Origin of the sequence: Nocardiopsis suaedae, from assembly GCF_027706745.1 — a bacterium.
In the GTDB taxonomy this organism is placed as follows: domain Bacteria; phylum Actinomycetota; class Actinomycetes; order Streptosporangiales; family Streptosporangiaceae; genus Nocardiopsis_A; species Nocardiopsis_A suaedae.
This window is the reverse complement of sequence record NZ_JAQFWP010000057.1, coordinates 20581-47311: the sequence shown is the minus strand read 5'-3', so window position 1 is coordinate 47311 and position 26731 is coordinate 20581. Positions and strand designations below refer to the sequence as shown.

The 26731-nt window shown below is 73.0% G+C and carries 23 protein-coding genes; 12 read left to right on the top strand and 11 right to left on the bottom strand.

All coding sequences use genetic code 11. From position 1 onward, the window contains the following. The first annotated feature begins 575 nt into the window (after positions 1-575). A complete protein-coding gene (locus tag O4U47_RS23815) occupies positions 576-1340 on the top strand; it encodes an SIR2 family NAD-dependent protein deacylase (RefSeq protein ID WP_270680185.1) in 765 nt (254 codons plus the stop codon). Positions 1341-1536: 196 nt separating this feature from the next. Here O4U47_RS23815 and O4U47_RS23810 read toward each other — a convergent pair whose 3' ends face one another. Beyond that, on the bottom strand, positions 1537-3153 hold the full coding sequence (locus O4U47_RS23810) for an FAD-dependent monooxygenase (RefSeq protein WP_270680184.1): 1617 nt from the start codon (positions 3151-3153) through the stop codon (positions 1537-1539). Between the two features lie 97 nt (positions 3154-3250). Between O4U47_RS23810 and O4U47_RS23805 the strand changes: the two genes are divergently transcribed. Further along, positions 3251-4036: a TetR/AcrR family transcriptional regulator gene (locus O4U47_RS23805; RefSeq protein ID WP_270680183.1), complete on the top strand. Its 786-nt coding sequence runs from the start codon at positions 3251-3253 to the stop codon at positions 4034-4036. 360 nt (positions 4037-4396) lie between these two features. Here the strand turns inward: O4U47_RS23805 and O4U47_RS23800 are convergent, their stop codons facing one another. Further along, positions 4397-5041: a PadR family transcriptional regulator gene (locus O4U47_RS23800; RefSeq protein WP_270680182.1), complete on the bottom strand. Its 645-nt coding sequence runs from the start codon at positions 5039-5041 to the stop codon at positions 4397-4399. A 116-nt stretch (positions 5042-5157) separates the two neighbouring features. Here O4U47_RS23800 and O4U47_RS23795 point away from each other — a divergent pair, with 116 nt between their 5' ends. From O4U47_RS23795 to O4U47_RS23780, 5 genes are all read left to right on the top strand, one after another. Beyond that, positions 5158-5670 carry a hypothetical protein gene (locus tag O4U47_RS23795; RefSeq protein ID WP_270680181.1) on the top strand — a complete coding sequence of 171 codons (513 nt, stop codon included), beginning with the start codon at positions 5158-5160 and terminating at the stop codon, positions 5668-5670. 211 nt (positions 5671-5881) lie between these two features. Beyond that, positions 5882-6019 carry a cittilin family RiPP precursor gene (locus O4U47_RS31335; RefSeq protein ID WP_408639021.1) on the top strand — a complete coding sequence of 46 codons (138 nt, stop codon included), beginning with the start codon at positions 5882-5884 and terminating at the stop codon, positions 6017-6019. Between the two features lie 90 nt (positions 6020-6109). Further along, the gene (locus O4U47_RS23790; protein ID WP_270680180.1) at positions 6110-7423 is read left to right on the top strand and encodes a cytochrome P450; all 1314 of its coding nucleotides are present in this window, start codon (positions 6110-6112) and stop codon (positions 7421-7423) included. Further along, positions 7411-8052, top strand: coding sequence for a sulfotransferase family protein (locus tag O4U47_RS23785; protein ID WP_270680179.1), 642 nt, complete (start codon positions 7411-7413; stop codon positions 8050-8052). The genes O4U47_RS23790 and O4U47_RS23785 overlap by 13 nt, the downstream gene beginning before the upstream one ends. A gap of 150 nt (positions 8053-8202) precedes the next feature. Then, complete coding sequence (locus O4U47_RS23780; RefSeq protein WP_270680178.1) at positions 8203-9351, top strand: hypothetical protein; 1149 nt, start codon at positions 8203-8205, stop codon at positions 9349-9351. Positions 9352-9711: 360 nt separating this feature from the next. Here O4U47_RS23780 and O4U47_RS23775 read toward each other — a convergent pair whose 3' ends face one another. Both O4U47_RS23775 and O4U47_RS23770 read right to left on the bottom strand, forming a co-directional pair. After that, positions 9712-10965 (bottom strand): MFS transporter, encoded by a 1254-nt coding sequence (locus tag O4U47_RS23775; protein WP_270680177.1) that lies wholly within the window; start codon positions 10963-10965, stop codon positions 9712-9714. Positions 10966-11024: 59 nt separating this feature from the next. Next, a complete protein-coding gene (locus O4U47_RS23770) occupies positions 11025-11366 on the bottom strand; it encodes a MerR family transcriptional regulator (protein WP_270680176.1) in 342 nt (113 codons plus the stop codon). A gap of 422 nt (positions 11367-11788) precedes the next feature. Between O4U47_RS23770 and O4U47_RS23765 the strand changes: the two genes are divergently transcribed. Then, complete coding sequence (locus O4U47_RS23765; RefSeq protein WP_270680175.1) at positions 11789-12403, top strand: hypothetical protein; 615 nt, start codon at positions 11789-11791, stop codon at positions 12401-12403. A gap of 166 nt (positions 12404-12569) precedes the next feature. On the opposite strand, the gene O4U47_RS23760 is transcribed toward O4U47_RS23765, so the two are convergent. After that, positions 12570-13046: a nucleoside deaminase gene (locus O4U47_RS23760; protein ID WP_270680174.1), complete on the bottom strand. Its 477-nt coding sequence runs from the start codon at positions 13044-13046 to the stop codon at positions 12570-12572. Positions 13047-13232: 186 nt separating this feature from the next. Here O4U47_RS23760 and O4U47_RS23755 point away from each other — a divergent pair, with 186 nt between their 5' ends. After that, a complete protein-coding gene (locus tag O4U47_RS23755) occupies positions 13233-13997 on the top strand; it encodes a DUF6882 domain-containing protein (protein WP_270680173.1) in 765 nt (254 codons plus the stop codon). 107 nt (positions 13998-14104) lie between these two features. Here the strand turns inward: O4U47_RS23755 and O4U47_RS23750 are convergent, their stop codons facing one another. Both O4U47_RS23750 and O4U47_RS23745 read right to left on the bottom strand, forming a co-directional pair. Beyond that, positions 14105-14980: a DUF2207 domain-containing protein gene (locus O4U47_RS23750; protein WP_270680172.1), complete on the bottom strand. Its 876-nt coding sequence runs from the start codon at positions 14978-14980 to the stop codon at positions 14105-14107. 242 nt (positions 14981-15222) lie between these two features. Continuing rightward, a complete protein-coding gene (locus tag O4U47_RS23745) occupies positions 15223-18540 on the bottom strand; it encodes an NACHT domain-containing protein (RefSeq protein WP_270680171.1) in 3318 nt (1105 codons plus the stop codon). Between the two features lie 201 nt (positions 18541-18741). Between O4U47_RS23745 and O4U47_RS23740 the strand changes: the two genes are divergently transcribed. After that, entirely contained in the window at positions 18742-19140 is a 399-nt protein-coding gene (locus O4U47_RS23740; protein ID WP_270680170.1) for a VOC family protein, read from the top strand. Between the two features lie 118 nt (positions 19141-19258). On the opposite strand, the gene O4U47_RS23735 is transcribed toward O4U47_RS23740, so the two are convergent. After that, positions 19259-19930, bottom strand: coding sequence for a uracil-DNA glycosylase (locus O4U47_RS23735; protein WP_270680169.1), 672 nt, complete (start codon positions 19928-19930; stop codon positions 19259-19261). A gap of 751 nt (positions 19931-20681) precedes the next feature. Between O4U47_RS23735 and O4U47_RS23730 the strand changes: the two genes are divergently transcribed. Next, positions 20682-21485 carry a DsbA family protein gene (locus O4U47_RS23730; protein ID WP_270680168.1) on the top strand — a complete coding sequence of 268 codons (804 nt, stop codon included), beginning with the start codon at positions 20682-20684 and terminating at the stop codon, positions 21483-21485. A 188-nt stretch (positions 21486-21673) separates the two neighbouring features. On the opposite strand, the gene O4U47_RS23725 is transcribed toward O4U47_RS23730, so the two are convergent. Continuing rightward, positions 21674-21997, bottom strand: a complete 324-nt coding sequence (locus tag O4U47_RS23725) for a hypothetical protein (RefSeq protein ID WP_270680167.1) — start codon at positions 21995-21997, stop codon at positions 21674-21676. 345 nt (positions 21998-22342) lie between these two features. On the opposite strand from O4U47_RS23725, the gene O4U47_RS23720 reads away from it, so the two are divergent. Continuing rightward, positions 22343-24100 carry a protein kinase domain-containing protein gene (locus O4U47_RS23720; protein WP_270680166.1) on the top strand — a complete coding sequence of 586 codons (1758 nt, stop codon included), beginning with the start codon at positions 22343-22345 and terminating at the stop codon, positions 24098-24100. Between the two features lie 24 nt (positions 24101-24124). On the opposite strand, the gene O4U47_RS23715 is transcribed toward O4U47_RS23720, so the two are convergent. Then, positions 24125-24826 carry an MgtC/SapB family protein gene (locus O4U47_RS23715; protein WP_270680165.1) on the bottom strand — a complete coding sequence of 234 codons (702 nt, stop codon included), beginning with the start codon at positions 24824-24826 and terminating at the stop codon, positions 24125-24127. A 93-nt stretch (positions 24827-24919) separates the two neighbouring features. Continuing rightward, complete coding sequence (locus O4U47_RS23710) at positions 24920-26710, bottom strand: glycoside hydrolase family 15 protein (protein WP_270680186.1); 1791 nt, start codon at positions 26708-26710, stop codon at positions 24920-24922. Positions 26711-26731 lie beyond the last annotated feature (21 nt).

Below are 26731 nucleotides of genomic sequence, written 5' to 3'. Positions count from 1 at the left end.
ACCTTCGTCGTCGCCGCCAACGACCTGGCACCCCAGCGGCCCGCCGCCCGGCCGGGGCCCGTCAGCGGGGAACCACCCGAGCCGCCCGCCCCCGCACCGCGAGGAACCCGCCGCCCGGCAAGCAGGCCAAGGGAACTGCCCGGCTCACGCCGTCGCCGCCCACCACCCGACCACGCACCCACCCGGCGGCCGACCGGCCAACAGGTAGGGCCGCCGACCTTCGTCGTCGCCGCCCTCCACCCCGCACCCCGACCACCCGCGGCCCGATCGGGGGCCGGAGTGGGGGACCCGCTGTTCCGGCGCCGCCCAACGGCAGCGACCATGCACACGCCATAAGGCCGGCGACACTGTCCTCGTGGGTCGCCGCCCTTTTCTTCGGCGCCTTCTCCAGCGCCTACCAGCGCACCCCTGTGTCCCTGCCCCCTCGGTCGGCTTCCCGGCGCCGCCTCGGCGGCGGGCCGGTGGCGGACCGGTGGCAGAATGGGCGCCGCCTCGGCGGTGGACCGGTCGACCGGCCGCTTCTCCGGCTCCTTGGCATCGATCCCCTGGCATCGACCGGAAGGCGGTGGAGACCCATGGTCGACGGACCCTCCCTCGCAGCGGCTGAAGCACTGGTCAGCGGAGCCGGGAAGGTCGCCGTCCTCACCGGTGCGGGCATCTCCACCGACTCCGGCATCCCCGACTTCCGGGGCCCACAGGGCGTCTGGACCAAGGACCCCGCCGCAGCCGCCATGTTCGACTACGACACCTACATGTCCGATGCCGACGTCCGCCGCAGGGTGTGGCTGATGCGCCGCGACCACCCCGCCTGGGACGCCGAGCCGAACACCGCCCACCGCGCGCTGGCCGACCTGGCCCGGTCGGGCCGCCTGCGGGGCCTGGTCACCCAGAACATCGACGGCCTGCACCAGGCCGCGGGCGTCCCCGACGACCGCGTCATCGAGGTCCACGGCACGATGCACCGCGTGGCGTGCATGTCCTGCGGTCTGCGCACGCCCTCCCCGGAGGTCCTCGCCCGCCTGGACGAGGAGTCGGACCCGCACTGCCTGGACTGCGGCGGCATCCAGAAGGCGGACACGATCTCCTTCGGGCAGATGCTCGACCCGGAGGTGATCGAGGCGGCCGCCGCCGTGGCGGAGGGTGCGGAGGTCTTCATCGCCGTCGGCACCTCATTGACCGTCCACCCGGCGGCGGGCCTGTGCGACGTCGCCCTGAGCGCGGGGGCCACCCTGATCGTCGTCAACGCCGAGCCGACCCCCTACGACGAGGCCGCGTCCGCCGTCTTGCGCGACCCGATCGGGGAAGTGCTCCCGGACTTGGTGCGTGCCGTGGCGGAGTGACGCCGTCCAGAAGGCTCCTTCCGGAGCGAAGCCGGATCGCCGCGAAACGGCTCCAACAGTGGGGCGACGAGCGGGCCGTTCCGCTCGGGGGAGTCGGGAGAGTCCGCCCCTGTGAGTTTCCTGGGACCTGTTTCCTGGGGACCTGCCGATACGCGAGCGGCCGTCGCCCGTACCGGCCAGCCACCGGGGAGCGCCATCACCCATCGGTCCGGCACAGGACCGTCCGCAGGGCCGCCACCAGCGCGCCCGGGTCGGCCGGGGACGCGGTCCGCCAGGCGATGAAGCGGTCCGGCCGCACCAGTGTCGCGCCGTGGGCCGGGATGCCGTACAGGGTCCGCCACCGGCCCCGCGGGTCGACCAGCCCCTGTCCGGAGCCCGGTACGCCCACCACCTCGGCGCGCATCGGGACGCCCAGCGCCGACGCGGCCCGCTCGGCGGCCGCCGCCCAGGCCGGGTCCTCGGCCAGCAGGACGAAGCCCCGCCCGAGCAGGTCGAGCACCGGCAGGGGCTCGCCGTCCCGCTCCAGCCACACGTGCGGGGCGTGCGACCCCGGGCGGCCCGTGGGCGCCGCCGGGTCCTCGGTCAAGGCCCCGTCGTCGTCGGCCTCGCGCACCACCGCGCCGTCGGGGACGCGGTGGCCCAGCAGCAGTCGTTCGGGGGCGACCTCCTCGGCCTCGGTGCCGTCGGCAAGGTGCGGCGACTGCCGCCGCACCATGTTCGCGTACTGCTGGTCGGCCACCATCCGCCCGTGCGGCCGCCGCTCGGCGTCGTGCGACGCCAACAACCCTTCGCCCGCCCAGCCCTGCACCACCGCCGCCAGCTTCCACGCCAGGTGGAACCCGTCCATGACGGCGGTGTTGCCGCCCTGCCCGCCGTGCGGGGGCATGGTGTGCGCGCAGTCCCCGATCAGGTGCACGCGCCCCTCGCTGAACCGGTCGGCGACCACGTGCGCGGTGCCGGTGAGGTCCTTGGCGACGATCTTCACGTCCAGGTCGGGGAGCCCGGCCGCGATCCGCACCTGTTCCGCGCACTCGGCGTCGGTGTAATCCTCCGCGTCCTTGCCGGAGGACGGGTCGTGCCCGAAGGCCAGGGCGTAGCGCCCGGGGGTGTCGGTCGTGGTGAACGCGCCTCCGCCGCCCGCCATCCGCGGGTTCTGCAAGTAGTAGAGGCTGAACTCGCGCCCCTGGGTGGCCTCGGCGAGGTCGGCCTCGGCCACCAGGCCGACCGACGTGGAGATGGTGCCGCGCCCGTGCGTGCCGATGCCCAGGGCGTCGCGGATCCCGCCGCGCCACCCGTCGGCGGCGACCAGGTGCCCGGCGCGGACCGTGTACCCCTCGCCGGTGTCCAGGTCGCGCAGGTGCGCGGTGCCCCCCTCGTCGTCCTGCTCGAAGGATTCCAGGCGGGTGGAGAAGCGGACCTCGGCGCCCAGTTCGCGGGCGCGGCCGATGAGCACCGGCTCGGTGCGCTCCTGGCTGGCCATGCCCATCCGCTCGGGGGTGATGTGCGACCAGTCGGGCCAGTCCTGGCCGATGATCTCGCGCAGGGGCGGCTCGGTGAGGCTGCGGGCGATGACGATCGGCATGGGCCGGTCGACGTCGAACCCGGCCGCGCGCACGGCCTCGGCGACCCCGGCGATGCGCAGCGCCTCCATCGTGGGCCAGGACTGGCCGCGGGCCTTGGGCTGGTCGGAGGGGCCGGGGTGGCGGCTGACGGCCAGCGCCCGCACTCCGTGCAGGGCCAGGAACATCGCCGCCGAAGCGCCGGCGAGGCCGGCTCCGGCGATCAGGACGGGGGCGTGCTCGGTACATGCCATGGCGGGACCTCGTGATCGGTCGTGGGCGTCGAACGGTGTTCGTTGACGAACACTGTTCTACCTCCGAACGGTGTTCGTGACAAGTACACTGTTCGCCATGAGCGCCTCTCCGTCCGCCGCCGACCCGTCTGGGCCTGCCGATCCGTCCGGACCCGGCGGCGCCGCCGTCCCTCCCCCGCCGTGGCGCAAGGCCCGGCGCCCCTCCTCGCGGCGCCCGCTGAGCACCGGGGCCGTCGTGGAGGCGGCGTTGCGGATCATGGCCGAGGAGGGGCTGGCAGGAGTGACGATGCGCCGCGTCGCCCAGGCCCTGGGCACGGGGCCGGCCTCGCTCTACGCCCACGTGCGCGACAAGCAGGACCTGCACGAGCTGATGCTGGACGAGGTCTTCGCGGACGCGCCGGTCCCGGTGCCCGACCCGGGGCGGTGGCGCGAGCAGCTCCGCGAGCACACCGTGATGCAGGTCCGGGTGCTGCTCGACAACCCCGGGGCGGCCGAGATCGCCATGCGCACGACGATCCCTACGACGCCGCGGCTGATGGCGCAGATGGACGCCCAGATCGGCATCCTGCGTGCGGGCGGGATCGCGCTCGAAGCGGCGGGGGCCGCGGGTGACCTGCTGGCGCTCTACGGCACGGCGTTCGCCTTCGAGCAGGAGGTGCACGGTGGGCCGGGGCATGCCGCCGGAACGGAGGACGTGGCGCGGCGGATCGGCGAGATCGTCGGCTACCTGCGGTCGCTGCCCGAGGGGATGTTCCCGCACTTGGCGGCGCTGGTCGGGGGGATGGCGTCCGGGCGCGGCGACCCCATGCGGCACTTCGAGTACGGCCTGGACGCGATCATCGCGGGCATCGAGCGCGCGGCGGAGCGCGAGTCCGGCACCTGAGATCCGAGGGCCGGGGGGACGTGTCCTTAGGGAGTTCTGCGGTCCTTCTGTGGAGGTGCCCGGTGGAGGCCCTTTGTGGGGAGCCCGGCAAGGCGTGCTTCGGTCGTCGAGAAGGACACGGCTCCGGCGCGCGATCCGGGTGGGGAGCGGCAGAGCGTCCTACGGGTGAAGGGGCCCGGAGCCGCTGCCTGCTCTGTGAGGCGGCAGGCGACAGGTGGTAGCCCCACCCGGCCCCACCCGATCCTGCCGTATGGCCGTCGCGTTCGCTGGAGCCGTCCCTTGGCCGTCGCGTTCGCTGGAGCCGTCCCTGACGGCGTCCCGCGCCGCCCCTGCCGGGTGCCCTCGGCGGACGCGCGGCGCTCAGGGGTCCAGCCGGTCCTGTCCGTCGCCGGGGTCCTCTCGGGGCGCCCCCGGAGCCCTCGCCGCCTTCGTCGCGTCTGCCGCCTTCGGCGAGCTCTTCGGCGGCACGCCGGTGATCTCCTCCGGCAGGCCGTCGAACCACGCCAGCACCGCCCGCTCGTACTGGATGCCGAAGCTCAGGGTCGCGACCGCGTACGGGTCGGTCATGTCCCCGAACTGGTCCTCGTAGCGCGCGAGGCGGCTCGTGTGCAGCTCCCGGTGGTGTTCGACGGCCGCCGCCAGGTGCTCGCGCGGGATGTGGCGCCCGAGCGTGAGCATCAGCAGCAGCGGGAACCGCACCGCCTCCTCCGCGGGAACGGCCGCGCTCCAGTCGGCGAACGCTTTGCGCCCGGCGTCGGTGATGGCGTAGGGGCGCCGGTCCCGCTTGCCGCGCTCCAGCTCCTCCACCAGTCCGGCCCCGGCCATCGACGACAGCTCCCGGTACACCTGGCTGCGCGTGATCGACCAGAAGTCGCCCATCAGGTCCTCGGCCGCGGCGACCAGGTCCCACCCGGTCATGGGGCGCTCGTGCAGGAACCCCAGGAGCGAGGCGGCCGTGTTGTTCAGTCCGTGCGGCGCGTCCTTGGCCGTGCGGCGTCCGTTCATCTGAAACCCCCTTGACAGTCCACTGTGTCAGGTCCACTCTGTGGGAGCAACGTTCCACAATGGACTGTCGGTGGGCGCGTCCCGCACCGCCGCCCGCCGACCCGACGGGGGACCCCATGCACACCGCCCTTCTCACCCTCCACATCGCCGCCGGGACCATCGGCCTCGTGGCGGCCCTGGCCGCCCTCACCGCCCGCAAGCGCCGGGGCCTGCACACCGTCTCCGGGCGCGTCTTCGGCGCCACCGTGGTCGTCGTGGCCGTCACCACCTACGCCCTGCTGCCCTTCGCCCCCGACATGTGGTGGCTCGGCATCGTCGCGGCGGCCACCCTCGCCGCCGTCGCCGCCGGGGTCCACCTGGCCCGCCGCAAGCCGGTGCCGAACTGGTACCGCATCCACCTCGTGCTGATGATGTCCGCGGTCATCGCCTACGTGACCCCGGTCGCCGTGCAGTTCGCCGACGGGAACGTCCTGGCCTGGATCCTGCCCACCGTCGTCGGCTCCCCGCTGATCACCTACCGGTCGCTCGTCGCCGCAGGCGTCCTGCCCGCCTGGCACGAGGCCCTGATGCCCTGGCGGAAGACCCGGAAGCGCACGGCCGAAGAGCGGCGGCAGGCCGCCCGCGCCTAGCTCCGGTCCCGAGTCGGGCGGATCCCCGTTGATCTCGGGGAAAACGACGCTACGACCGCGCTCGTAGCGTCGTTTTCCCCGAGATCAACAACGGAGGGGCCGGGCGGGCGGACACCGACGGTCAGGCGATGCTCACCTCTCCGTCATGGCCGAGCATGCGCCCGTTCACGTAGGTTGACCGCGTCGCGCGACCGGCTCCGCCGCCCGCGCGGTGACACCAGCCCGGACCGCGAAACGGCCCGGGCGCGAGTGGAAAGGGTCTTCTGTGAAGAGAGTCGCCTACCGCGTCGCCGCAGCCCTCGGGATCGTCGACAAGAAGCGCCTCACCCGGCCCTACATCTACTACTGATCACCACCTCCTTCCGCTGAACCGCGGCGCGCGGGCGCGCACGGCCCGCGTGCCGCGACCGCTCCCGGCAGCCCCGCAGCAGGAGGTGGGATGACCCAGGCCCGGCCGTCGCCGCCCCCGCGCGGCCGCCGGCCGCCCGGCCCCTCCGGAGGCCGCGGCGCGGCCAACGCGGCCGACTTCGCCGTCGACCCCCTCGGCTTCCTCACCCGGGCCGCCCGCGACCACGGCGACGTCGTCGCCCTCACCTCCGGCAACGTCCTGCTCGTCCACCCCGACGACGTCGGCCGCGCCCTCGTCGACCGCGACCGGAACCTGGTCAAGGTGCGCCCCGGCGAGCGCCGCCGCGGCGGCACCGGCTTCCCGCTGGCCATGATGAACAGCGAAGGCGAGGACTGGGCCCGCAAGCGCCGCCGCCTGCAGCCCGCCTTCCGCAGCGAACGCCTGGCCGGGCTGAGGAGCCACGCCCACGACGCGGTCGCCCGCACCGTCGGCTCCTGGGCCGAGGGCCGCACCATCGACGTCCACAAGGAGATGTCCCGGCTGGCCATGCGCATCGGCGCCGTGCACATCGCCGGACGCCCGCTGGGCGGCGAGGCCGACGCGCTCGCCGACGCCGTGGCCGCCGTCATGCGCCTGACCTCCAGCCCCGTCCGCCTGCCGACGTGGGTGCCCACCCCCGTCAACCTCTCCCTCCGCCGCGCCGTGCGCGCCCTCGACGCGTCCCTGCGGCGGCTGATCGACGGCCACCGCCCCGACGGCGGCGCCACCGCCCTGGGCCGCCTCGTCGAGGAGCGCCCCCGCGCCCCCTTCCCCGAGATCCGGGACGAGCTGGCCACCCTGCTCATGTCCGGCTACGAGACCACCGCCGACGCGCTCACCTGGCTGGTGCACTGCCTGGGGACCGCCCCCGAGGCCGACGGGGCGCTCGCCGCCTCCGCGCGGGCCGCGGGCGCCGACGGCTACGCCGCCGCCTGCGCCAAGGAGGCCCTGCGCCTCTACCCGCCCGCGTGGGTCATCAGCAGGGAGGCGGCCCGGCCCGTCGAGTTCGGCGGGTACCTCCTGCCCGCCGGGACGGTCATCGGCCTCAGCCAGTGGGTGACCCAGCGCGACGGGCGCTGGTTCCCCGAGCCCGACCGCTTCCGCCCCGAGCGGTGGCTGGACGGGGCCGGGCCCGTCCACCGCTACGCCTACTTCCCCTTCGGCGCCGGGGCGCGCGGCTGCCTGGGCGCCTCGATGGCCCTGAGCGAGGTCGAGGAGGTCGCCATCGCGCTGCGCTCGCAGGTGCGCTTCGAGCCGGTCGGCCCCGAGGACGTGCGCCCCCGCCCCGCCCTGGCCCTCCAACCGGTCGGGGTGCGCGCCCGCGTGTTCAAGGAGCACCCGCGAGGGGCGCGATGGTCGCGGTGATCGGGGCCGGGTTCGGGCGGACCGGCACCCTGTCCCTGCGCACCGCCCTGGAGCTGCTCGGCTTCGGCCCCGTCCACCACATGAAGGAGCTGTACGACTGGCCCGAGCGCCTGGCCGCCTGGCGCGACGCGGCGGAGGGGCGCGAGTCGGCGGCCCGCGCCGTCGCCGGGTACGGGGCGGCCGTCGGCTGGCCCGCCTGCGCCTTCGTGGGCGGGCTCGTGCGGGCCTTCCCCCGCGCCAAGGTCGTCCTGACCGACCGCGACCCCGACGCCTGGTACGAGAGCGCGTACCGCACCCTCTACCTGAGCCGGTACGACGAGGACGGCAGGCGCCGCCGCCTGGACGGGGACGCCGGGCGGGTCGCGGACTTCGCCGAGGAGCTCATCTGGGAGCGCACCTTCGGCGGCCGGTTCGAGGACCGTGCGCACGCGCTCGGCGTGCTGGCCCGGCACCGGGCCCGGGTGGCCGCCGAGGTCCCCGGCGACCGGCTCCTGGTGTTCCGCGCCGAGGAGGGGTGGGTCCCGCTGTGCGCCTTCCTCGGCGTACCGGTCCCCGACACCCCCTACCCCAGGGGGAACACGGCGGCCGACTTCCACGCGCGCGTGCGGCGGCGCATCGGACTCCGCTGAGGGCACGCCGACGGCCGCTACCGGAACGGGTGTCCGCGGCGGGAAAGTTCTGAGGAATCGGCCGATTCTCCGCCCACGCCGCCAACGTGTGCCGTGTGGGGCGCGTCATACGTAATGATTCGTATCGCACCAATGGACGGAGAGTGAAGAATGGCGCGTACGACATCCCGATGCGGAACGGTGCGGCGCACCGCGGCGACCCCGGCCGCCGCCGTGTCCGCGGTCGCCGCGGCCGCGGCCCTCGCCGCCGCCCCGGCGGGCCCCGCCTTCGCCGACCAGGCCCCCTGGAGGCAGGTGCACGGGTCGCCCGAGGACGGCGGCTCGTTCACCGCCGTCGCCGCCGCAGGCCCCGACGCGGTGTGGGCCTTCGGCGACGACAGTGCGCAGAACGCCGGCGCCACCTGGATCCACCGTTGGGACGGGGACACGTGGACGCGCGAAACCCTCCCCGAGGGGTGGACCGTCGAGCCGGACACCGCCGACGCCTCCGCCGAGGACGAGGTGTGGGCGGCCGGGGGCACCCCCGAGGGCGACGCCGTGGTGCTGCACTACGACGGCGAATCCTGGACCGCCCCGCAGATCGACCCCGCCCTGGCCCCCACCGGCCTGGCGGCGGTCGGCGACGGCACCGCATGGATGCTCTCCCGCCCCGTGGACGGCTACGACCGCGCCGTGTTCTTCGACGGCGACATCTGGAGGGACTACCCCGCGCCGTCGGTCTTCCAGGCGGTCTCGGCAGCCGGGCCGGACGCGGTGTTCGCGGCCGGGATCCGGGACCGAACGGCCGCCGTCGACCGCTGGGACGGGGAGCGCTGGCAGCCCATGGAGGTGCCCGGCGTAGAGCTTCCTCCGGGCGAGTCCGACGCGGTCTTCACCGACGTCCTGGCCCGCTCCGCCGACGACGTCGTGGCGGTGGGCCACGTGTTCTGGAAGGACGGCGACGACGAGAACCACTACCGGCCGCTCCTGGCCCGCTTCGACGGCGAGTCGTGGTCGGTCGAGAAGGGCGAGGAGTCCGGCACCTACGACAAGGTGGCCGACGACGGCGACGGCGGACTGTGGGTCGTGAAGGACGGATGGAACCCGACCATGGTGCACATCGCCGCCGACGGCACCACGACCGGGCAGCCGCTGTCGGACGAGAAGTACGACCTGTCCACGGGAGCGCTGGACGCCGTCCCCGGGGGCGGCGCCGTGGTGGTCGGCACCGCCTTCGAGCAGGGCGACCCCGACGTGTTCACCGACTACGGCTTCGTCTACGGCACGGGGCCCTGGGCGGCCGGGGGCGCGGGCTCCTGAGGCCGGGAAGCGGTTCCGCCCGGGTCCGGTTCAGGAGGCACGTCCCCTGAACCGGAGTCGTGTCCGTCCGGTAGGGCAGGTGCGATGGTCAAGGCGCCGATCCGGGGGTCCCGACGGCGGACCGGTCCGTCAGCGGGACTCCTGGCCGGGGCGCGCCGACCGCGGATCGCCGACCGTTTGAAGGCCCCGGCTGTAAGGGACGTCGGCGAGGGCGTCGGGTCGGGGGCTTACGTGATCGGGGGCTCACGTGAAACGGCCCGCATGACTCGTATGAGGCGCGGATGAGGAGCGGTTGAAGACGACCGGCGGACCGGCCCTGGAAGGGTCGGTCCGCCGTCGGCCGTCAGCACCGGCCATGGCTCAGGACGTGCGGGCGTTCGTGGCCGGGGGGCCGCCCGTGGCCGCCCCGGCGCCACTGGTCTCGTCGGCCTCCGGTGCCTTGGCGGCGCGGGCGGCGGCCACCGCCGGTCCGAGCGCCAGGGCGAACGAGCCCAGCAGGAGCACCGCCGAAGCGGCCGGAACCCACGACGCGTCCGCCGCCTCGACGACCGCGCCCCCGAGGGCGCCACCGGCGCCCGTCCCGAGGTACAACGCCGCGATGTTCATCGACATCGCCGTCATCCCGTGCTCCGGCCCGGCAGCGGCGATGACGCTGCCCTGCATCGGCGGCGTCAGCGCCCAGGCGAACAGCCCCCACACCGCCACGAGCGGGAACAGCAGGAACGCGCCTCCCCACCCCGCCCAGGCGAACAGGGCCAGCAGGGCGAACGCCGCCGCGTGGCCGCCGAGCACTCCCGCCAGCGCGCGCTGGGGGCCGAACGTGTCCGCCCAACGGCCGCTCAGCACGGCGCCCGCCATTCCCGCCACGCCGACGGTGAACAACAGCCCCGTCAGCACCGCATAGGCGCCGGACGCCGTCTCGGCGGCGAACACCGAGAGGTAGCTGTAGAACATCAGCCCGCCCGACGCGGCGAGGAAGGTCGCCCCCACATACCGCAGAACCCCCGGCGTCGTCAGTGGACGGAGCCGGTCGCGCAGGGGAGCGGGGGCGCTTCCGGCCACGGACGGAGCCGTGGCCCGCAGGCCGATGGCGGCCGCCGCCGCGACGACGGCCACGAAGACGAAGGTCGCGCGCCAGTCCGCCGCCCCCGCCAGCCAGGCGCCCAGCGGCACGCCGCCGATCAGGGCGGCCGTCATGCCCGCCGTGGTGGTCGCCAGGTACCGGCCCTGCCGCCCTTCGGGTGCGGCGCCCGCCGCGGTGGCGAACGCGGCACCGGTCACGGCGGCCGCGCACAGGGCGGCCGCCACCCGGGCCGCCATCAGCGCCCAGAAGCCGGGCGCGGCGGCCGCGGCGAGGTTGGCGGCGGCGAACAGCGCCAGCCCGCCGACCATCACCGTCCGGCGCGGCAGCCGGTCGGCGGCCACGGCCACGGTGGGGGCGCCGACCGCGTAGGCGACGGCGAAGGCCGTCACGAGCTGGCCCGCGGCGCCGACGCCCACCTCCAGGTCGGCGGCGATCGCCGGGAGGACCCCGGCGATGATGAACTCGTCGGTGGCCGTCGTGAAGAGCACGGCGGCCAGGATGAACAGCCACAAGGGCGGTCGGGTGTGCACGGTCGGGTCCCTGTCCCTCCGGTCGCGGCCCCGCGGGCGGCCGGAGCGGGACGGCGGGGTCAGGCTCCGCCGAGGCGCCGCACCAGCCGGTCGCGGTGGCCGTTGAGGTCGGAGATGCGCCGGTCCAGCTCGCCCAGGCGCCGCCGGTAGATCTCCAGGGCGCGGTGGCAGTGCTCGGGGTCCAGGTCCAGGCCGAGGCAGGGGGCGAGGGGGAGCAGGTCGGCGACGGTCAGCCCCGAGTCCAGGAGCATGCGGATGTTGCGCACCCGCCGCACGGCCTCCTCGTCGTACCCCCGCCACCCGTTGCCGCTGCGGTGGGACTCGATGAGCCCCTGCTGCTCGTAGTACCGCAACGACCGGGGGCTGGCTCCGGTCCGGTCCGACAGCTCTCCGATCCTCACGTCTGCAATGTACATACGCGGACGCTAGGAGGTGACACAGGTGTCAACTTCAACCCGGACGCGGGGCGTGTGGCGGAGGACACGTCGACGCCGGTGTCCGTTGGAGGGGGACATTCGGCGGCCATGACCGCCTTCGGCGGGTCGCGACGAGGAGGAGATGTGGACTATGGCGCCGCGGTTCGCCCGGGTTCCCCCGGCGGTCCGCGACGATTCGAGAAGCAGCGGCTCCGGACGCAGCGACTCTCCCGAGTCCAGGGGAGGTGAAACGTCGGCGGCTGTAGAACGGTTCCAAGTCCCGTTAGGCGTGAACTGCCCGTGCATGGCGGCGAGGCCCACCGAAGGGGTGCGCGTAGTTGGGGATTAAGGCCGGGCGGTTTTCGTCCGTTAAACAGTGCGATAAGGTTCGGCCACCTACTGCGGAGGTGGCTGTTGTCGTGGTACAGGACGTTGGCTTCTGGGAAGCCGTTGGCCTTTGGTGGAACGGTCAGAGGTTAGAGGGCTCGACCATGTACGGCTTACCTGTGCTGTGGTGGGCCAGGATTGGGAAGTGCCTGCAGTTCCTTGGTGGTGCGGTTGTCGTAATCGACCTTATCGGCCCCGAGCGGATGCTCAGGCAGTCGGACAAGATCAGGGAAGCCCGCCAGGTCGGCGGGTATTGGGTAGATACATTCTTTGAGGAAAGCCCGAGCGAGGTCTCAGGGCGAATTCAATCATTTCTTGGGACTTGCCTTGGGGTGGCCTTGTATGTGAGCCCTATGTTGATTCTTTTGATAATCATGGTGCCTGCATTTGAGGTGTACGATCTTCTTTCTCCGACCCCTCTTTGGGAGACTCCGATTTTTGTGATCTTTTTTATTCTTGCCCCGTTGGCCTTGATTGCTGTTTTTGTGTCCATTGTGACCTTCGGGAGGGTGGTGCTGGCTGTTTTTTCTCTGCTCGGAAAGGTTCTCGAGATTGGGAGGCATGCGTATCTTGCCCGATGGCTCGCTTTCTTGCTCATTATCGTCGGCTTCCATCTGGACCTACTGGGGTCTTGATGAGCGGTCGCCCGCTCTCGCACCTGGCCGAGGGGATCACGGCGGCCGACCGGAGGGCATGGACGACGGCATGCGCACCTTCGCGGCCATGCTGTACTGGGCCCGGCGCCGCCGGGCCCTCTCGCGACCGGACCGGGGGGCGCCGACGCCGCCGACCGCACTCCGCTCATACTCGGCCGCGGTACCGCAGGTGCAGCCGGTGTACGCGCTCCGACAGGTCCGGGGACGGGCCGTCCACGGCCACTCCGGGGGCCACCTCCCGGATCGGCAGCGGGCGGACCGGAGGCTTCGGAAGGCCGAGGTCCGCGAGCCACTCCGTGAGCTGTTCGCTGGAGGCGGCGTACACGATCCGCCCCAGTCCCACCCAGGCGTGCGCGGCCGAGCACATCGGGCAGTGCTCGCCCGAGGTGTAGACGGTCGCGGCCGGGCGGTCCTCGGGGCGCATCTTCTCGGCGGCCCAGCGCGCGAGGGCGAACTCGGGGTGGCGGGTGCTGTCTCCGTCGGCGATGCGGTTGCGGTCCTCGGCCAGGACGACACCGTCGCCGGAGACCAGGACCGACCCGAACGGTTCGTCTCCGGCGTCCAGGGCCTCTTCGGCAAGGTCCACGCAGCGGCGCAGGTGTCGCAGGTCGGTGGCGTCCATGGATGACCGCCTCTCGGATTCGTCGGGGCTACGGTTTCGGCGGGGCTTCGACGGCCCAAAGGGCGGGGGCCCAGGCGGGCATTCTCCCCTAGAGGGCGGCGTGTGTGCGGGAAGGCCGAGTCTGTGTCGGGCACGGGGCGTGTGTCCGATTCGACGCTGTCAGTGGCGCCGCCTAGTGTGCGCGGCGTGTCGAATACTTCCTCTCCTTCCTTCTCCGACCTCATCGACGACGCCGCCTTCCTGTCGCTCGAGCACCAGCTCCACCTGGAAGAGGTCGTCGGCGGCCAGCACAACTGGCAGGCGGACCTGGAGGCCCAGCGCTTCCATTTCACCGGTGAGCACGAACTGACCTGCACCGGCGTGCACCTGCTCGGCAGCGCCGCCCCCGGCCCCGGCTCCTGGATGTGGGCGTGGGCCAACCCGTCGGGCTACCCCGAGGAGATCACCGCCCTCACCGCCGCCGTGCGCGACTTCGGGCGCGAGCACGGCATCCCCGAGCTCGCCGAGGCGGAGGTGCCCTTCGGCGCCCTTCCGGGCGCGCCCGACCACCCGCGCGTGGTCGCCGCCCTGATGACCGACGCGGCCAAGGCCGTCGCGGGCCGCTGGACCTCCTACACCGCCGAGGTCGGCTCGGGCACGCACGCCTCCTTCATGATCGAGCACCCCGCGTTCACCCTCCCGGCGCCGGAGGGCCCACGGGTCATGCGGACCATCCAGGAGGGCCTGTCCGGTCTGCCGCTGAACGACCGGCGCCGGGCGCTGTACTCCTACGGGGTGCGACGCGGGCTGCAGGCCGAGTTCGACCCGTCGGGCTCCCGGCTCGACCTGGCGGGGCCGACCTTCGGGGCCACCGTCGAGTTCGACGAGATCGGACGCCCCACCAAGATCAACGCGAAGATGGCGGGCGCTGACGGTGCACAGGGGGCGGACGGGACGCAGCCGCAGGGCTGACGGGCCGCGTTCGGGACGGTGCCGGACCCGGCCTGGGCGGGCGGAGGCCAGCACCGGTAGCGGCACGGCGGGGCGCTGGGCCCCGGGGCGCCGGTGCGCGGGAGAGATCAGTCCCCGCCGCCGCCACCGCCTCCGTCGCCCGCGCCGTCCCCTCCGCTCCAGCCGTCTCCTCCTCCACCGCCGAAGCCGCCGCCGTAATGGCCCCCGCCCGCTCCGCCGCCGCTGCCGAACCTGCGGACAGGGGAGCGGTCGCCGAAGATGATGTAAGCGAGCACCAGCCCGACCACCCCCAGGCCGAACGCGGTGATCGGCCACATGTCCGTCAGTGGGGCCTCGGCCTCGTCCGTGGTGGGCAGCTCGGGGTCGACGGCGCCCTGCGGCAGGACGACATCGACGCTCATCGCCTGCCCCGGCCCGACCTCGTCGTGGGTGAAGGTCGCGCGCCTGCCGCCGGTGTCGGCGGACGTGCAGGGCGACCTGCTCCCGAGGTCGCCCGCGTAGCAGTCGATGCCGTCCGGCTCCGCGGGCAGGTCCACGTCGACGCTCACATCGCGCACGGGCAGGGACCAATCGCTGCCCACCGTGTTCAGGAACATGCGGGGGTGGTCGCCCTCCCCGCGCACCATCAGGGTCTCGTAGGTGTAGGCGACGGCGAAGGTGCGCGTGCCGCTGAAGGGCTCGTCCGCGTCACCGATGACGACCTCGGTCACGTTGTCCCGCTCGTCCACCTCGACGGCCCGCACGCCGTCGGTGTCGACCACCTCCACGTCCCGCAGCCCCAGGCCGATCTCCCGGGACCCGGCGATGCTGCCGTTGTGCGGCAGGAGGCGGCGGACGGGGGTGCCGTCGTCGCCGAACTCGTAAGTCATGCGTTCGGTGATACGGACGGTCGCGTCCCGGCCGACACGCACGTCCACATCCAGGGAGGCGATGGAGCGCTCATCGGCGGCCAGCGCGGGCGCGGCCGGGAGCGTCGCGAACACCGCTCCGCACAGGGCCGTGGCGGTCGCGGCCCGGCGTGCATGGGGTGTGTGCGGAAGGAGCAGGGGGCGGCGTCTCGGTCCGGGCAGGGGAGATGTGGCGCGCCGGGAGGCGGCGGTGGGGAGAGGGACACCGGTGCGGACACGGGGGAGTGTGGAGTCCATGTCCCCTTAGATGCCCGGGGAGCCGTTCCGGTTGCGTGAGCCGGACGGCGCCCCTGCGGCGGCCTCGGGGGCGTCTGGTCTTACCAGGCTCCGGAGTTGGGGTTCAATCCCGAATAGGACCTCGTGCTCTCGGGGAACCTGCTGCTGAACCGGACCGTTTCTCCCTGTTTCCATTCCTTCGAATGGCTATGTTGCTCGGTGAGGTCTTCTGTGTAGGCTTCGTTTTCCTTGGCTATATCGATGATTCTCTGGAAGATTGTACCGAATTCTTGACCCAGGTATGATTCGAGCCTGTTGAAGACCGGGGCAAGCTCTTTAGGTGCTAGTCTCGGTGCAATGACGACTGTCTGGAGGTCCAACAAATAGAGACGGATAATGGAAGGTAGCATCTCCGTAAAATATTCTAGATGAAGATCTCGTAGAGTCGGGTTGTCATTCCATGTTTCGATATCATCGGCTGCCTGTCTTAGGGTCAGAAGTTCGATGCGGCCGAGACTGGGCGTGTTTAGGAGTCGCTTGTAGGCCCTGAGGCGCCCGGCGATATCCGCGTACAAGGGCTCGGTGCGCAGGCGCAGGATGTCGTGGGTCTCGCTCCATGTCCGTGTCGGCTCGTCCGGGTCCGCGTACCAGATCAGGGCCTCTTCGTTCACGTTGCGCAGGAGCGGCGTCATCATCAGCATCATCCGGGCCGCCGTCCCGTTCGTGCGAACGGCCGTGCCGCGCAGGAGTTTTGACGTCACCCCGTCGAAGGGGACGGTGATCTCGTAGGGATTGATGATGTCGAGGTCCCCCGGCCCCTCAGGGCTCACCTCGAAACCGAGGCATTCCCCGACCACCACCGGCTCGCCGCGCTCACGCTCAAGGGTGGTCGTCGTCTCGCGCCTCAGGCCGCCTGAGTGCCGGATGCGGATCGTGTCCACGAACCCGTGCCATTCCTCGTCCATGAGCCCGCGCCAGAACGTCGCCTGCCGCCGCCATCCGTGCCACGCCATCCGGTCCTCGTCCGGGAACAGTTCCGCCAGGTCCAGCGTCTCCCCACAGCACGCCAGCAGCACCACGAGGTTCGCCGAGTAGGCGGCCTGCCGGTACATGACCGTCGCGCGCCAGGGCTCGTACCCCTCGAACTCCTGGGACGGACGGGCGTACGGCGCCTCGTGGAAGAGCGCCAACAGCAGGTCGATGTAGTCCGAGCGCTCATCCGGCTCCTCGGCGAAGCGCCGCTCCAGAAGGTCGTCCAGGAACTCCACGACCGCCGCCCGCGACGTGAACGCCGCATAGGAGGTGATGGCGTACAGCTCCCCGTAGTCCAGGGGCCGCGTGTTCCGCCGCCGCCGGGAGCGCTTGCGCTCCTCCCGCCGGTCCTCGACCAGCCCCTCCAGCACGGCGACCGCGTACCGCGCCACCAGGTACTCGCCGAACGTCGCGTGCAGGAACTCGTACACGCTCGCCGTCCGGTCCTTCGCCTCCGCACGCGATTCGTGCACGAAGAAGAACCGCCCCAGCACCTGGTCCGCGTCGCTCAGCGCCCCGTGGAGGTCGGCCTCCTCGGGCCGGACGCCGGCCTCCGGGAACAGCGTCTCCAGGTCCTTGTCCAGCTCCTCCGAGGTGATCGTCTGGCGGTGCCGGGTGAACATCGCCAGCGCCACGACCTCCAGACGGCGCAGCTCACCCTCCACGGCCTGCTCGGCCTCGTCCTCGGTGAGGTTGGAACGGTGCTTGTCGATCTCCCGGTCGGCGAACATCCGGAGCAATTCCTCGTACAGGGCCGAGCGCGACAGCGCGCCCTCCTTGCCCTGGAGCGCGTTGCCGTCCGAGTCGTAGATGAGCAGCATCATCAACAGCAGCGGCTGCTCGGCCAGTTCCCGGTAGGCGAGCACCGACTCCAACGGAGTCGGGGACAGGCCGCGGGCGGCGAGAGACTCCTCCTGGGCGTCGTTCCAGACCTCCAGCATCCGCTCGACCTGCGCGGTGCTGAACGGCTCCAGCTTGAGCACCGGGCAGTTCTCCGGGAACCGCATCCGCCCGGCGACCACGGTCCTACTGGTGACGATGACCGCCACCGGCCGCCCCATCGCCTCCTGCCGCCGCTGGAACTCCTGCACCTGCTCCAGGTAGTCCGACCGGTCCACGCCGGTGGCCTGCAGCAGCTCGTCGAAACCGTCGAGGATCACGACCGGCAGCGCGCCCTCGGCGTCGTCGGCCAGCTCGCGCCAGGACGTCCCGGTGTGCAGGGACGCGCGCAGGCCGTCGTCGATCTGGTCGTAGATCGGCGCGTTCGCCCGCACACCGCGCAGCTCCACACGGACCGCCATGAAGTCCGACGGCGGCAGCTGGGCCGCGATCATCTCGGTGAGCATGGACTTTCCCGCCCCCGGGTGGCCGAGGACGGTGATGGGGTAGCGCAGGGCCGTCGGGCGCGTCAGCAGCCCGGCGATGACGAGCTGGACGTCCTCGTGGGCGGTGGCGTGCTCCTGCCACCATGCCTCCGAGGCGAGGTTCGCCCCGACGATGGTGCGTGTGAACCGCCCGCGGGGAGAGAGGTAGGCCTCGGCGGAGGTGGGCACCCCGGTGCCCGAGGTGGCCGTGCGCAGGATGGGCCGGTCGAGCACCGCCCGGTTGAGCGTGGCCAGCTCCTCGCGCCGCCGTCCCGGGGCCGTCCCGGAGGAGACCTGCTCCAGGATGCCGCGCAGTGCGGCCAGGCCGGTCTCCACCCGTTCCATGCCCGCGTCGGTGCGCCTCTGGGCCTGCATCTGCGCCCAGATGCGCACCTCGGGGACGTCGGCGGCCAGCCCCAGGAGGCTGTCGGCGTAGTTCGCGGCGGTCTTGGGCACGACCTCATCGACGTTCAGGCGCGCGCGAACGGCCTCGCGCCCCGCCTCGTCCAGGCGCTCGAACGCCTCGGTCCGCTCCACGTGCTCCCGGAGGTCCCGGATGATCCGCCGGTGCAGGCCGTAGGCCATCAGCGAGGCGTTCTCCTCGGACACCGCCAGGACCCCGTCCTCGATCCGCAGCACGTCCCCGTCCAGAGGGCGCACGCCGTCGGCGATCTCCAGCTGTGCTTCGCGAGTGAGTCGCAGGTCCTTCATGGCGAGCGGGCTGTCGGGGCCGTCCAGCACCTCGTCGACAGCGGTGAACAAGGCCTCCACCGCGATGATCTTCAGCGCCGCCTCGATGCGCTCCATGCGGGTCATCCGGCTGACGCCGGTGATCTTCTCGCGCAGCGGCCGGATCGCCTCGCGCCCCTTCTTCACCAGCTCGCTGCGCACCCCGAACAGGTCCGGGACGCCCAGCGCGCCCAGCCCGCCGTCGACCAGCTTCTCCGCGAAGTCCAGGAGTGCGGGCTCGTCCTTGCCGAGGACCTTCAGCGCGTCCGCGTAGCTCAACTGCCTCTTCGCCATGTGGGGGGCGGCCTCTCCTCGTCCGGGGGGCGACGGGTGCGTCCCGTCTGTGTGCTCCGTGCGCGGAAAACGGCTTTCATCCTGTCAGTCCGCGATGCGAGCATGCCACGGAAAGCCCCCAGTCGCAGGGGGTCCGGCCGCCGGGGCAGGGAGGGCGCCGGGGCCGGGCGCGGCGGGGGACCGGACCGACCTGGAGGCCGCATGCCGTCCTACATTCGCGCCGTCACCTTCGACTGTGCCGACCCGTACACGCTCGCCCGGTTCTGGGCCGAGGTGGTCGGCGGGGAGCTCGGTCCCGAGAACGCCCCCGGCGGGGACGAGGCGGAGGTGGTCGCCGCGGACGGGCGCCCCGAACTGCTGTTCCTGCAGGTGCCCGAGGGCAAGGCCGTCAAGAACCGTGTGCACCTGGACCTGGGGCCGCGCGGCATCCGGCGCGAGGACGAGAAGCAGCGCCTCGTCGGCCTCGGGGCGACGGTGCTGGAGGACTTCCGCCGCGACAACGGGGGCGGCTTCTGGCTGATGGCCGACCCCGAGGGCAACGAGTTCTGCATCGAGCTCAGCGACGAGGAGATCCCGGAGGTCTACGGCCGGGAGCCCTGAGGCCCCTCCGTTGTTGATCTCGGGAGAAACGACGCTAAAACCGCGCTCGTAGCGTCGTTTCTCCCGAGATCATCGGGGGCCGCGGCTCGGCGAGGCGCCGCCGGACTCCAGCCAGGACCTAGGGCAGGCGCCAGTCGACGGGCTCGCCGCCGCGCTCCTGCAGCAGCGCGTTGGCCCGGCTGAACGGGCGCGAGCCGAAGAAGCCGTTCTTGGCCGACATGGGGCTCGGGTGCGTCGACTCCACGCACGGGACGTCCGGCATCAGCGGGCGCAGGTTGCGCGCGTCGCGGCCCCACAGGATCGCCACCATGGGCGTGTCGCGCGCCGCCAGGGCGCGGATGGCCTGGTCGGTGACCTCCTCCCAGCCCTTGCCCCGGTGCGAGGCGGGCTTGCCCGGCATCACCGTCAGCGCCCTGTTCAGCAGCAGCACCCCCTGCTTGGTCCACGGCGTGAGGTCGCCGTTGGAGGGTTTGGGCAGCCCGAGGTCGTCGCAGTACTCCTGGAAGATGTTGCGCAGGCTGCCGGGGAGCTTGACGTCGGGCGCCACCGCGAAGCTCAGCCCGATCGCGTGCCCGGGGGTGGGATAGGGGTCCTGCCCCACGATCAGCACCCGCACATCGTCGAACGGCTGCTGGAAGGCGCGCAGCACGTTCTCGCCGGCCGGGAGGTAGGTGCGCTCCTCGGCGACCTCCTGGCGCAGGAAGGCGCCCATCTCCTCGATCTTCCCGGCAACCGGCTCCAGGGCTTCGGCCCAGCCCTTGTCCATGATCTCGTTCAGCGGTCGTCCCATGCGGACAAACCTAGCGACGCCCAGGGACCGAATCGGACGGATTCGCCGATCCGGTGGGGAGCGGAGAAGGGACCGGACCCGGCCGCCGTTCCGGGGAACGGGGCCGGGCCCGTTCGGGTCTGACTCAGATGCGCGGTCTCCGCCCCTGTGCCGCCGGTGAGACCCCGGAGGGCGGGGAACCCTCACATCGCGCGCGAACACCTCTGTCGGAACGGTTATCGTGGCCCGGCGGCCCTGATGGGGCCGCATCCCCGCGACCCCGGAGCATTGCGAGCAGCGCGTGAACCAGCAGCCCGACGGCGACCGGAACCCCCAGCCTCCGCAACACGGCCCCGGACCGGGTGGTCCTCCCCCTCCCGGCGCACCGGCGGGTCCCCCGGCGCCCGGCGCGGGCGGACCGCCTGGACCGCCCGGACCGGGGGGTCCTCCTGGGCCACCTCCCGGGCAGCAGGACCCCGGGCAGCAGCCCTCTGGCCCCCAGCCCTCGGGCTATGGGCCTCCGCCGGGGCAGCCCGGCCCACAGGGCGGGCAGCCCGTCGGCCCTCCGCCCGGGGGACCCGGTCCTGCCGGGCCTCCGCCTCCGGGCGGCCCCGGCGCGCCCCCTGGGCCCCCGCCCGGCGCCCCTCAGGGGCCGCCTGCCGGGCCGCCGGGAGGGCCCGGTGCACCCGGTGCGCCGTACGGTCCCGGCGGGCCGCAGCCGCCGTACCCGCCGCAGGGCTACCCAGGGCATCCAGGGCACCCGGGCCAGCCGATGCCGGGCGGGGCGCCGCCGAAGAAGTCCAAGACCGGGCTGGTCATCGGCCTGGTCGCGGGCGGCCTGGTGCTCGTCCTGGTGGCCGTGGCCGGCGTCGTCCTCTTCCTGCGCGGCGGCTTCGGCGGCTCCGGCGGGGACGGGTCGGCGGTCTCCGCCGACGGGCTGCAGGTCCAGCAGGACGACGGCAGCGTCGTGCTCGCCGAGCCCGGCGGCACCGGGGCGCCCGTCGTCGAGGTGTACATGGACTTCCAGTGCCCGCCCTGCAAGGAGTTCCACACCGAGAGCGGGAGCCTGCTGGATGACATGGGCTCCTCCGGTGAGGCGACCGTGCACTACCGGCCCGTCAGCATCTTCGCCACCCAGGGCGGGACGATGGCGGAGAACTCGCTGCGCGGCGGCGCGGCGGCGATCGTCGCCGCCGAGTACGGCTACTACCTGGAGTACCAGGACCGGCTGTTCGACGCCCAGCCCGCCGAAGGGGAGGAGGGGTTCAGCGCCGAGGAGCTGACGTCCCTGGGCGAGCAGGTGGGCATCGACGATCCGGAGTTCGCCACCCGCATCGACGAGGAGGTGGCGGCGGCCGACGCCGAGGTGAACGGCGGCGGCGCGCCCAGCGGCAGTGCCGTGGACGCGCTTCTGACGGCGACCGATGCGGCGATGGCGCGGTACACGGGAACGGACGCACTGGCCGGGGTGCCCGCGGTCTACATCAACGGCTCGTCGGTCGACCCGTTCACCACCGACCTGCAGTCCCAGATCCTCGACGCCTCCCCCGGAGAGGTCGACACCGAGCCGCGGTGACGCCGACCGCTCGCTGCGGCGCGGACCGGTACGACGGACACGGCGGCCGGGGCCGCCCACGGGGCGGCCCCGGCCGCAGCGTGTCGGCGGGTTCGCGGGTTTGGGCCCGTAGCGGTCCGCCCGCCTGATCCGCGCGACCTGTAAGAGCCGCGTCCGTCCGGCCTGTGCGCCGACCCCTTACCAACCCCTCACCGGGCCCGGATCTGGGCCACCTGCAGCACCCGCACCGTGAAGTGGAAGACGCTCGTCCTGCCCTGTACGTACACCCGGTAGCAGTCGTCCCCGTCCCGGGTGATGATCCGCCCCTGGGGCGACAGCGGCCCCGGCATCGTGTGCGTCCGCGCCAGCTCCAGTGCCGCCGCCTGGGCCTCGTCACGGTCCTCGTAGGTCCACTCCAGGGTCTCCGGCAGGACCCGCCCGCCCCGCCCCTGGGACTCCTCCACCACGGCCAGCCAGCGGCCCGTGCGCTCCGTGCGGCGCTCCCGGCCGTCGTGCTCGGTCCTCGCCCGCATGCCCGTACCTCCCGCCCGGTCGTGCCCGGAACCGTGAAGCGCCACTGTGACACTCCGTCCCCAACGAGTGTGATCCGCATTTTGAACGGCGTATGGCAGATGCCTGCGCGTCCGCAGTCCCCGGCATCGCTGCAGGTGGGGGCGGTGTATGAGGGGTCCGGTGCGGAGTCCGCGCGTGGGTCCCCCTGCCGACGCGGCGGATCCGGTCGGCCCCGATTGCCACCGCCGACCCTGGTGCCCCTACCCTTGTGCGGTGCCGCCCGTTCCCCTCCCCGCGATGGCCACGCCGCGGGAGCGCGGGCCCGGCCCCGACCCCGCACGATCCCGACCCCGGTAGGCGCACCCGTGAGTACCGACCTGTTCGTCGGCCCCGACCACCAGCCGGACAAGTACCGCCTGGTCCGCCAGGTCGGCAGGGGCGGGGAGGGAACCCTGCACTTGGCCGAGGTGGTCCTGGCCGGACACACCGAGCCCGTGATCGTCAAGGCCCTGCACGCCGAGATCGCCGCCGACGAGCGGCAGTTCAGCGACCTCAGCGCGCGCTGGGGCGAGCAGGCGGAGCTGCTGCGCTTCATCAACCACCCCGGCGTCGTCGGCATCCGGGAGAACTTCGAGGGTGCCCGTGAGCACCCGCCCGGGGCCGCCGATCCCGCCGACCGGTCCCTGTACCTGGTGATGAACTACGTCGACGGCGTCCCCTTGCGGGACTGGCGCGCCGAGCACGCCGTCGACGGCCCACAGGCCGCCGCCGCGCTGCTGGCCAGCCTGGAGGGCGTCGGCGAGACCATCGACCACCTGCACTCGGGCCGCGCGACCCCGTCGGGGCGCCCGGTCGTGCACGGCGACCTGTCGCCCGGCAACCTCATGTTCGGCGGCGACGGGTCCATCACCCTGGTCGACTTCGGGCTGAGCCGCATCTCGGCGCGCCACGTCACCCGCACGCCCTGGTTCACGCCCGGCTACGCGGCCCCCGAGGTGTTCATCGGGGAGTACTCCGCGGCAACCGACCGCTATGCCTTCGGCGCCATCGTGTACTTCGCGCTCACAGGGCAGGACCCCTACCCGGCCCCTGAGCAGATGCGGGAGGCGTTCCGCGGCCTGCCCATGCTCGCGGGGGCCGACCCGTCCGCCGTCGAGCGCGCGCTGGCGATGTTCTCCGCCGAACCTGAGGACCGGCCCTCCGCCGCGGAGTGGGTGCGGGGGCTGCGCGCGCTGACCTCGGGCGGGGGCGCCGCCGCCTACGCCCCTGCGGCGCCCGCCGCCGATCCCCGCACCGACCCCACGGTGCCCGACGAGAGGCGGGCAGGAGGCCGCCCGCGCGGCAGGGACGCCCGCCGCCCCAGGCGCCAGGCGAAGGCGGCCTCCGGAGGCGCCGTCCCCGAACGGCACGCCGCCGAGGGGCGTGCCGGTGCGCAGAGTGCCGGGAAGAGCGGCGCGGGAAAGCGCGCGGCCCTCATCGCGGGCGCCGCGGCCCTGGTCCTGCTCTTGATGGCGGGCCCGGACACCGCCGGTTGGATGCTCTTCGACCGCATGCGCGGCGCCGAAGCGCAGGAGGGCGGCGACCACCGGGCCGGCGGCGACGAGCGGGAGGAGGACGCGCGGTCCGGTAAGGACGACCCCTCCCCGAAGCCGTCGGCATCGGCGTCCACCTCGGCCTCGCCCTCGGCCGACGACGGCGAGGACGGCGGGGACGACGAGGAGGACAAGGTCAACTCCCGGCCCGGCGACCCCCTCTCGGGCCGGTCGACCATCCTCCCCGCCTCGGCCTTCAGCCCCGGCTCCGCCGACCTGGACGACGTGCGCTACAAGGAGTCCCTGCTCGTGTCGGGCTCCTGCGGGACGTCGGTGGCCGAGTACAACCTGGGCCGCGGCTCCTCCGCGTTGGCCGCGACGGTGGGCGTCGCCGACGGTGCGTCCGGGGCTCCGGCGGTGTTCACCGTGACCGGGGACGGGCAGCGGCTCGCATCGGCCACCGCGGGCCCCGGCGAGCCCGCCGAGCTGACCGCGGACGTGTCCGGGGTGCTGCGGCTGCGCCTGACGGTCGAGTGGTCCGGCGACTGCGGCGGTGCCGCCGCCGTGTGGGGCGACCCGAAGCTCACCTGAGGACGCCGGAGGGGACGGGCCGGGTCAGCCCTCCACGTCGTCCGGGTCGGCGGTGTGCACCGACAGCACTCCGTCCAGGGCGGCCAGGGCCGCCGCCAGCGCGGGCGGCTCGGCCCGCCCGACCACGGTCAGGGCCAGCTCGATGGCGGCGCCGCCGTCGCTGCGCCGGGTGCGCACGTCCCGCACGTCGAACCCGCGCGAGGTCGCCTCGGAGAGGATCTCCCGCAGCACCCCCTGCCGGTCCCGGTACTCGATCTCGAAGACGGCGGTGTCCGGGCCCGACCGGGCGATGCGCCGGGTCAGGTACGGGTAGACGTAGGCGACCAGGAAGTGCATGGCGGTGACCGCCGCCGCCAGCAGCCACAGCCCCGCCCCGGCGGCGGTGCCCACGGCCGCGGCCACCCACACGGTGGCCGCGGTGGTCAGGCCGCGCACCACGTCCCGTCGGACGAAGATCAGGCCGGCGCCGATGAAGCCGATGCCGGACACGATCTGCGCGGCCAGCCGCGACGGGTCCAGCGTCACCCCGTCCAGCTCCAGCACGTCGCCGAAGCCCCACTTGCTCACCAGCATGAACAGCGCGGCGCCGACGCCGACCAGGGTGTGGGTGCGCAACCCGGCGCTCTTGTGCTGGAGCTGGCGCTCAAGACCGATGAGGGAGCACAGAACCAGGGCCGTGAGCAGCGCGAGGAGCTGCTGCCAGCCCTGGACCGACACGTCGAGCATGGGGACGCACTACCCGCGTGGGCCCAACGCCTACCCCGGCGCGGGGCCAAGCGGGGGTCACGGGCGTCCGGCGGGCGGCCCGCCGCCGGACGCCTACTTGCAGCGGCGCAGCCCGTCGTGCTTGGACAGGTTGAGCGCGGTGGTCACCATCGGCACGTGGCTGAAGGCCTGGGGGAAGTTCCCGACCTGCCGCCCGGCCTTGGAGTCCCACTCCTCGGCCAGGAGCCCCACATCGTTGCGGAGCGAGAGCAGGCGCTCGAACAGCTCCCGGGCGTCGCCCTCGCGCCCGATGCGCAGCAGCGCGTTGGCCATCCAGAAGCTGCACGCCAGGAACGCGCCCTCGTCGCCGGGGAGCTTGTCGGCGGTTCCGGCACGGTCGGTGCGGTAGCGCATGACGAACCCGTCGACCATCAGGTCGTCGCGGATGGCCTCGATGGTGCCCACCACGCGCGGGTCGTCGTAGGGCAGGAAGCCCACCTCGGGGATGAGCAGCAGCGCGGCGTCCAGCTCCTTGCTGCCGTAGTACTGGGTGAAGGTGTTGCGGTCGGCGTCGAAGCCGTACTCGCACACCTCGGCGTGGATGGTGTCGCGCAGCGCGCGCCAGCGCTCGATGGGGCCCGCCATGCCGAACTCCTCGACGGTGCGCACCGCGCGGTCGGCGGCCACCCAGGCCATCACCTTGGAGTGCACGAAGTGCTGGCGCGGGCCGCGCACCTCCCACAGCCCCTCGTCGGGCTCCTGCCAGCACCACTCCAGGAAGTTCACCAGGGAGCGCTGTATGCCCCACACGTGCTCCTCGCGGGGCAGCCCGGAACGGCGCCCCAGGTCCAGCACGTCCATGACCTCGCCGTAGACGTCGAGCTGGTACTGGTGCACGGCGGCGTTGCCGATGCGCACCGGGCGCGAGTCCTCGTAGCCGGGCAGCCAGTCGGCCTCCCACTCGGGCAGCCGCCGCTCGCCGCGCACGCCGTACATGATCTGCATCTGCTGCGGCTCGCCGGCCACAGCGCGCACGAGCCATTCGCGCCAGGCGTCGGCCTCCTCGGTGTAGCCGCTGCGGATGAGCGCCTCCAGGGTGATGGTGGCGTCCCGCAGCCAGCAGTACCGGTAGTCCCAGTTGCGCACGCCGCCGATCTCCTCGGGCAGCGAGGTGGTGGGGGCGGCGACGATGCCGCCGGTGGGGGCGAAGGTGAGCGCCTTGAGGGTGATCAGCGAGCGCACCACGGCCTCCCGGTAGAGGCCGTCGTAGCTGCACTTGGCGACCCAGTTGCGCCAGAACCGCTCGGTGCGCGAGAGCGACTTCTCGGCGTCGAGGTGCTCGGACTCCTCCACGTGCGAGGGGTGCCAGGTCATCACGAACGGCACCCGCTGCCCGGCGGTGACGGTGAACTCGGCGTCGTGGGCGAAGTTGTGCCCGTCGAGGGGGACGGTGGTGCTGATCCAGACCGAGTCGGGCCCGGCGACGGCGGCCAGCTCGCCGCCGCTGCGGCGCATCCAGGGGACCACGTTGCCGTAGTCGAAGCGCAGCCTCAGGGCGGTGGACATGCGCACGGTTCCGCTGACGCCCTCGACGATGCGCACCAGGTGGGGGGCGCCGCCGCGGGGCGGCATGAAGTCGATGACCCGGACCGTGCCCTCATCGGTGGTCCACTCGGTCTCCAGGATGAGGGTCTCGGGGCGGTACCGGCGAGAGGTGGAGGTGGTGGGGCCGTCGGCGGGCCGGATCCACCAGTTGCCGTTCTGCTCGTCGCCGAGCAGCGCGCTGAAGCAGGCGGTGGAGTCGAAGTGGGGGAGGCACAGCCAGTCCACGGAGCCGTCGCGGCCCACGAGCGCGGCCGTCTGCATGTCGCCGATCAGCGCATAGTCCTCGATCCAGCCGGACACGCGGCTCACCCCCTGGTGTGT

Coding starts and splice junctions, on each gene's coding strand:
- O4U47_RS23810 (WP_270680184.1), bottom strand. CDS start 3,153: ATGGCATGTACCGAGCACGCCCCCGTCCTGATCGCCGGAGCCGGCCTC.
- O4U47_RS23815 (WP_270680185.1), top strand. CDS start 576: ATGGTCGACGGACCCTCCCTCGCAGCGGCTGAAGCACTGGTCAGCGGA.
- O4U47_RS23725 (WP_270680167.1), bottom strand. CDS start 21,997: ATGCGGGCGAGGACCGAGCACGACGGCCGGGAGCGCCGCACGGAGCGC.
- O4U47_RS23745 (WP_270680171.1), bottom strand. CDS start 18,540: ATGGCGAAGAGGCAGTTGAGCTACGCGGACGCGCTGAAGGTCCTCGGC.
- O4U47_RS23785 (WP_270680179.1), top strand. CDS start 7,411: ATGGTCGCGGTGATCGGGGCCGGGTTCGGGCGGACCGGCACCCTGTCC.
- O4U47_RS23800 (WP_270680182.1), bottom strand. CDS start 5,041: ATGAACGGACGCCGCACGGCCAAGGACGCGCCGCACGGACTGAACAAC.
- O4U47_RS23780 (WP_270680178.1), top strand. CDS start 8,203: ATGGCGCGTACGACATCCCGATGCGGAACGGTGCGGCGCACCGCGGCG.
- O4U47_RS23760 (WP_270680174.1), bottom strand. CDS start 13,046: ATGGACGCCACCGACCTGCGACACCTGCGCCGCTGCGTGGACCTTGCC.
- O4U47_RS23715 (WP_270680165.1), bottom strand. CDS start 24,826: ATGCTCGACGTGTCGGTCCAGGGCTGGCAGCAGCTCCTCGCGCTGCTC.
- O4U47_RS23730 (WP_270680168.1), top strand. CDS start 20,682: ATGCCGGGCGGGGCGCCGCCGAAGAAGTCCAAGACCGGGCTGGTCATC.
- O4U47_RS23790 (WP_270680180.1), top strand. CDS start 6,110: ATGACCCAGGCCCGGCCGTCGCCGCCCCCGCGCGGCCGCCGGCCGCCC.
- O4U47_RS23735 (WP_270680169.1), bottom strand. CDS start 19,930: ATGGGACGACCGCTGAACGAGATCATGGACAAGGGCTGGGCCGAAGCC.
- O4U47_RS23740 (WP_270680170.1), top strand. CDS start 18,742: ATGCCGTCCTACATTCGCGCCGTCACCTTCGACTGTGCCGACCCGTAC.
- O4U47_RS23795 (WP_270680181.1), top strand. CDS start 5,158: ATGCACACCGCCCTTCTCACCCTCCACATCGCCGCCGGGACCATCGGC.
- O4U47_RS23805 (WP_270680183.1), top strand. CDS start 3,251: ATGAGCGCCTCTCCGTCCGCCGCCGACCCGTCTGGGCCTGCCGATCCG.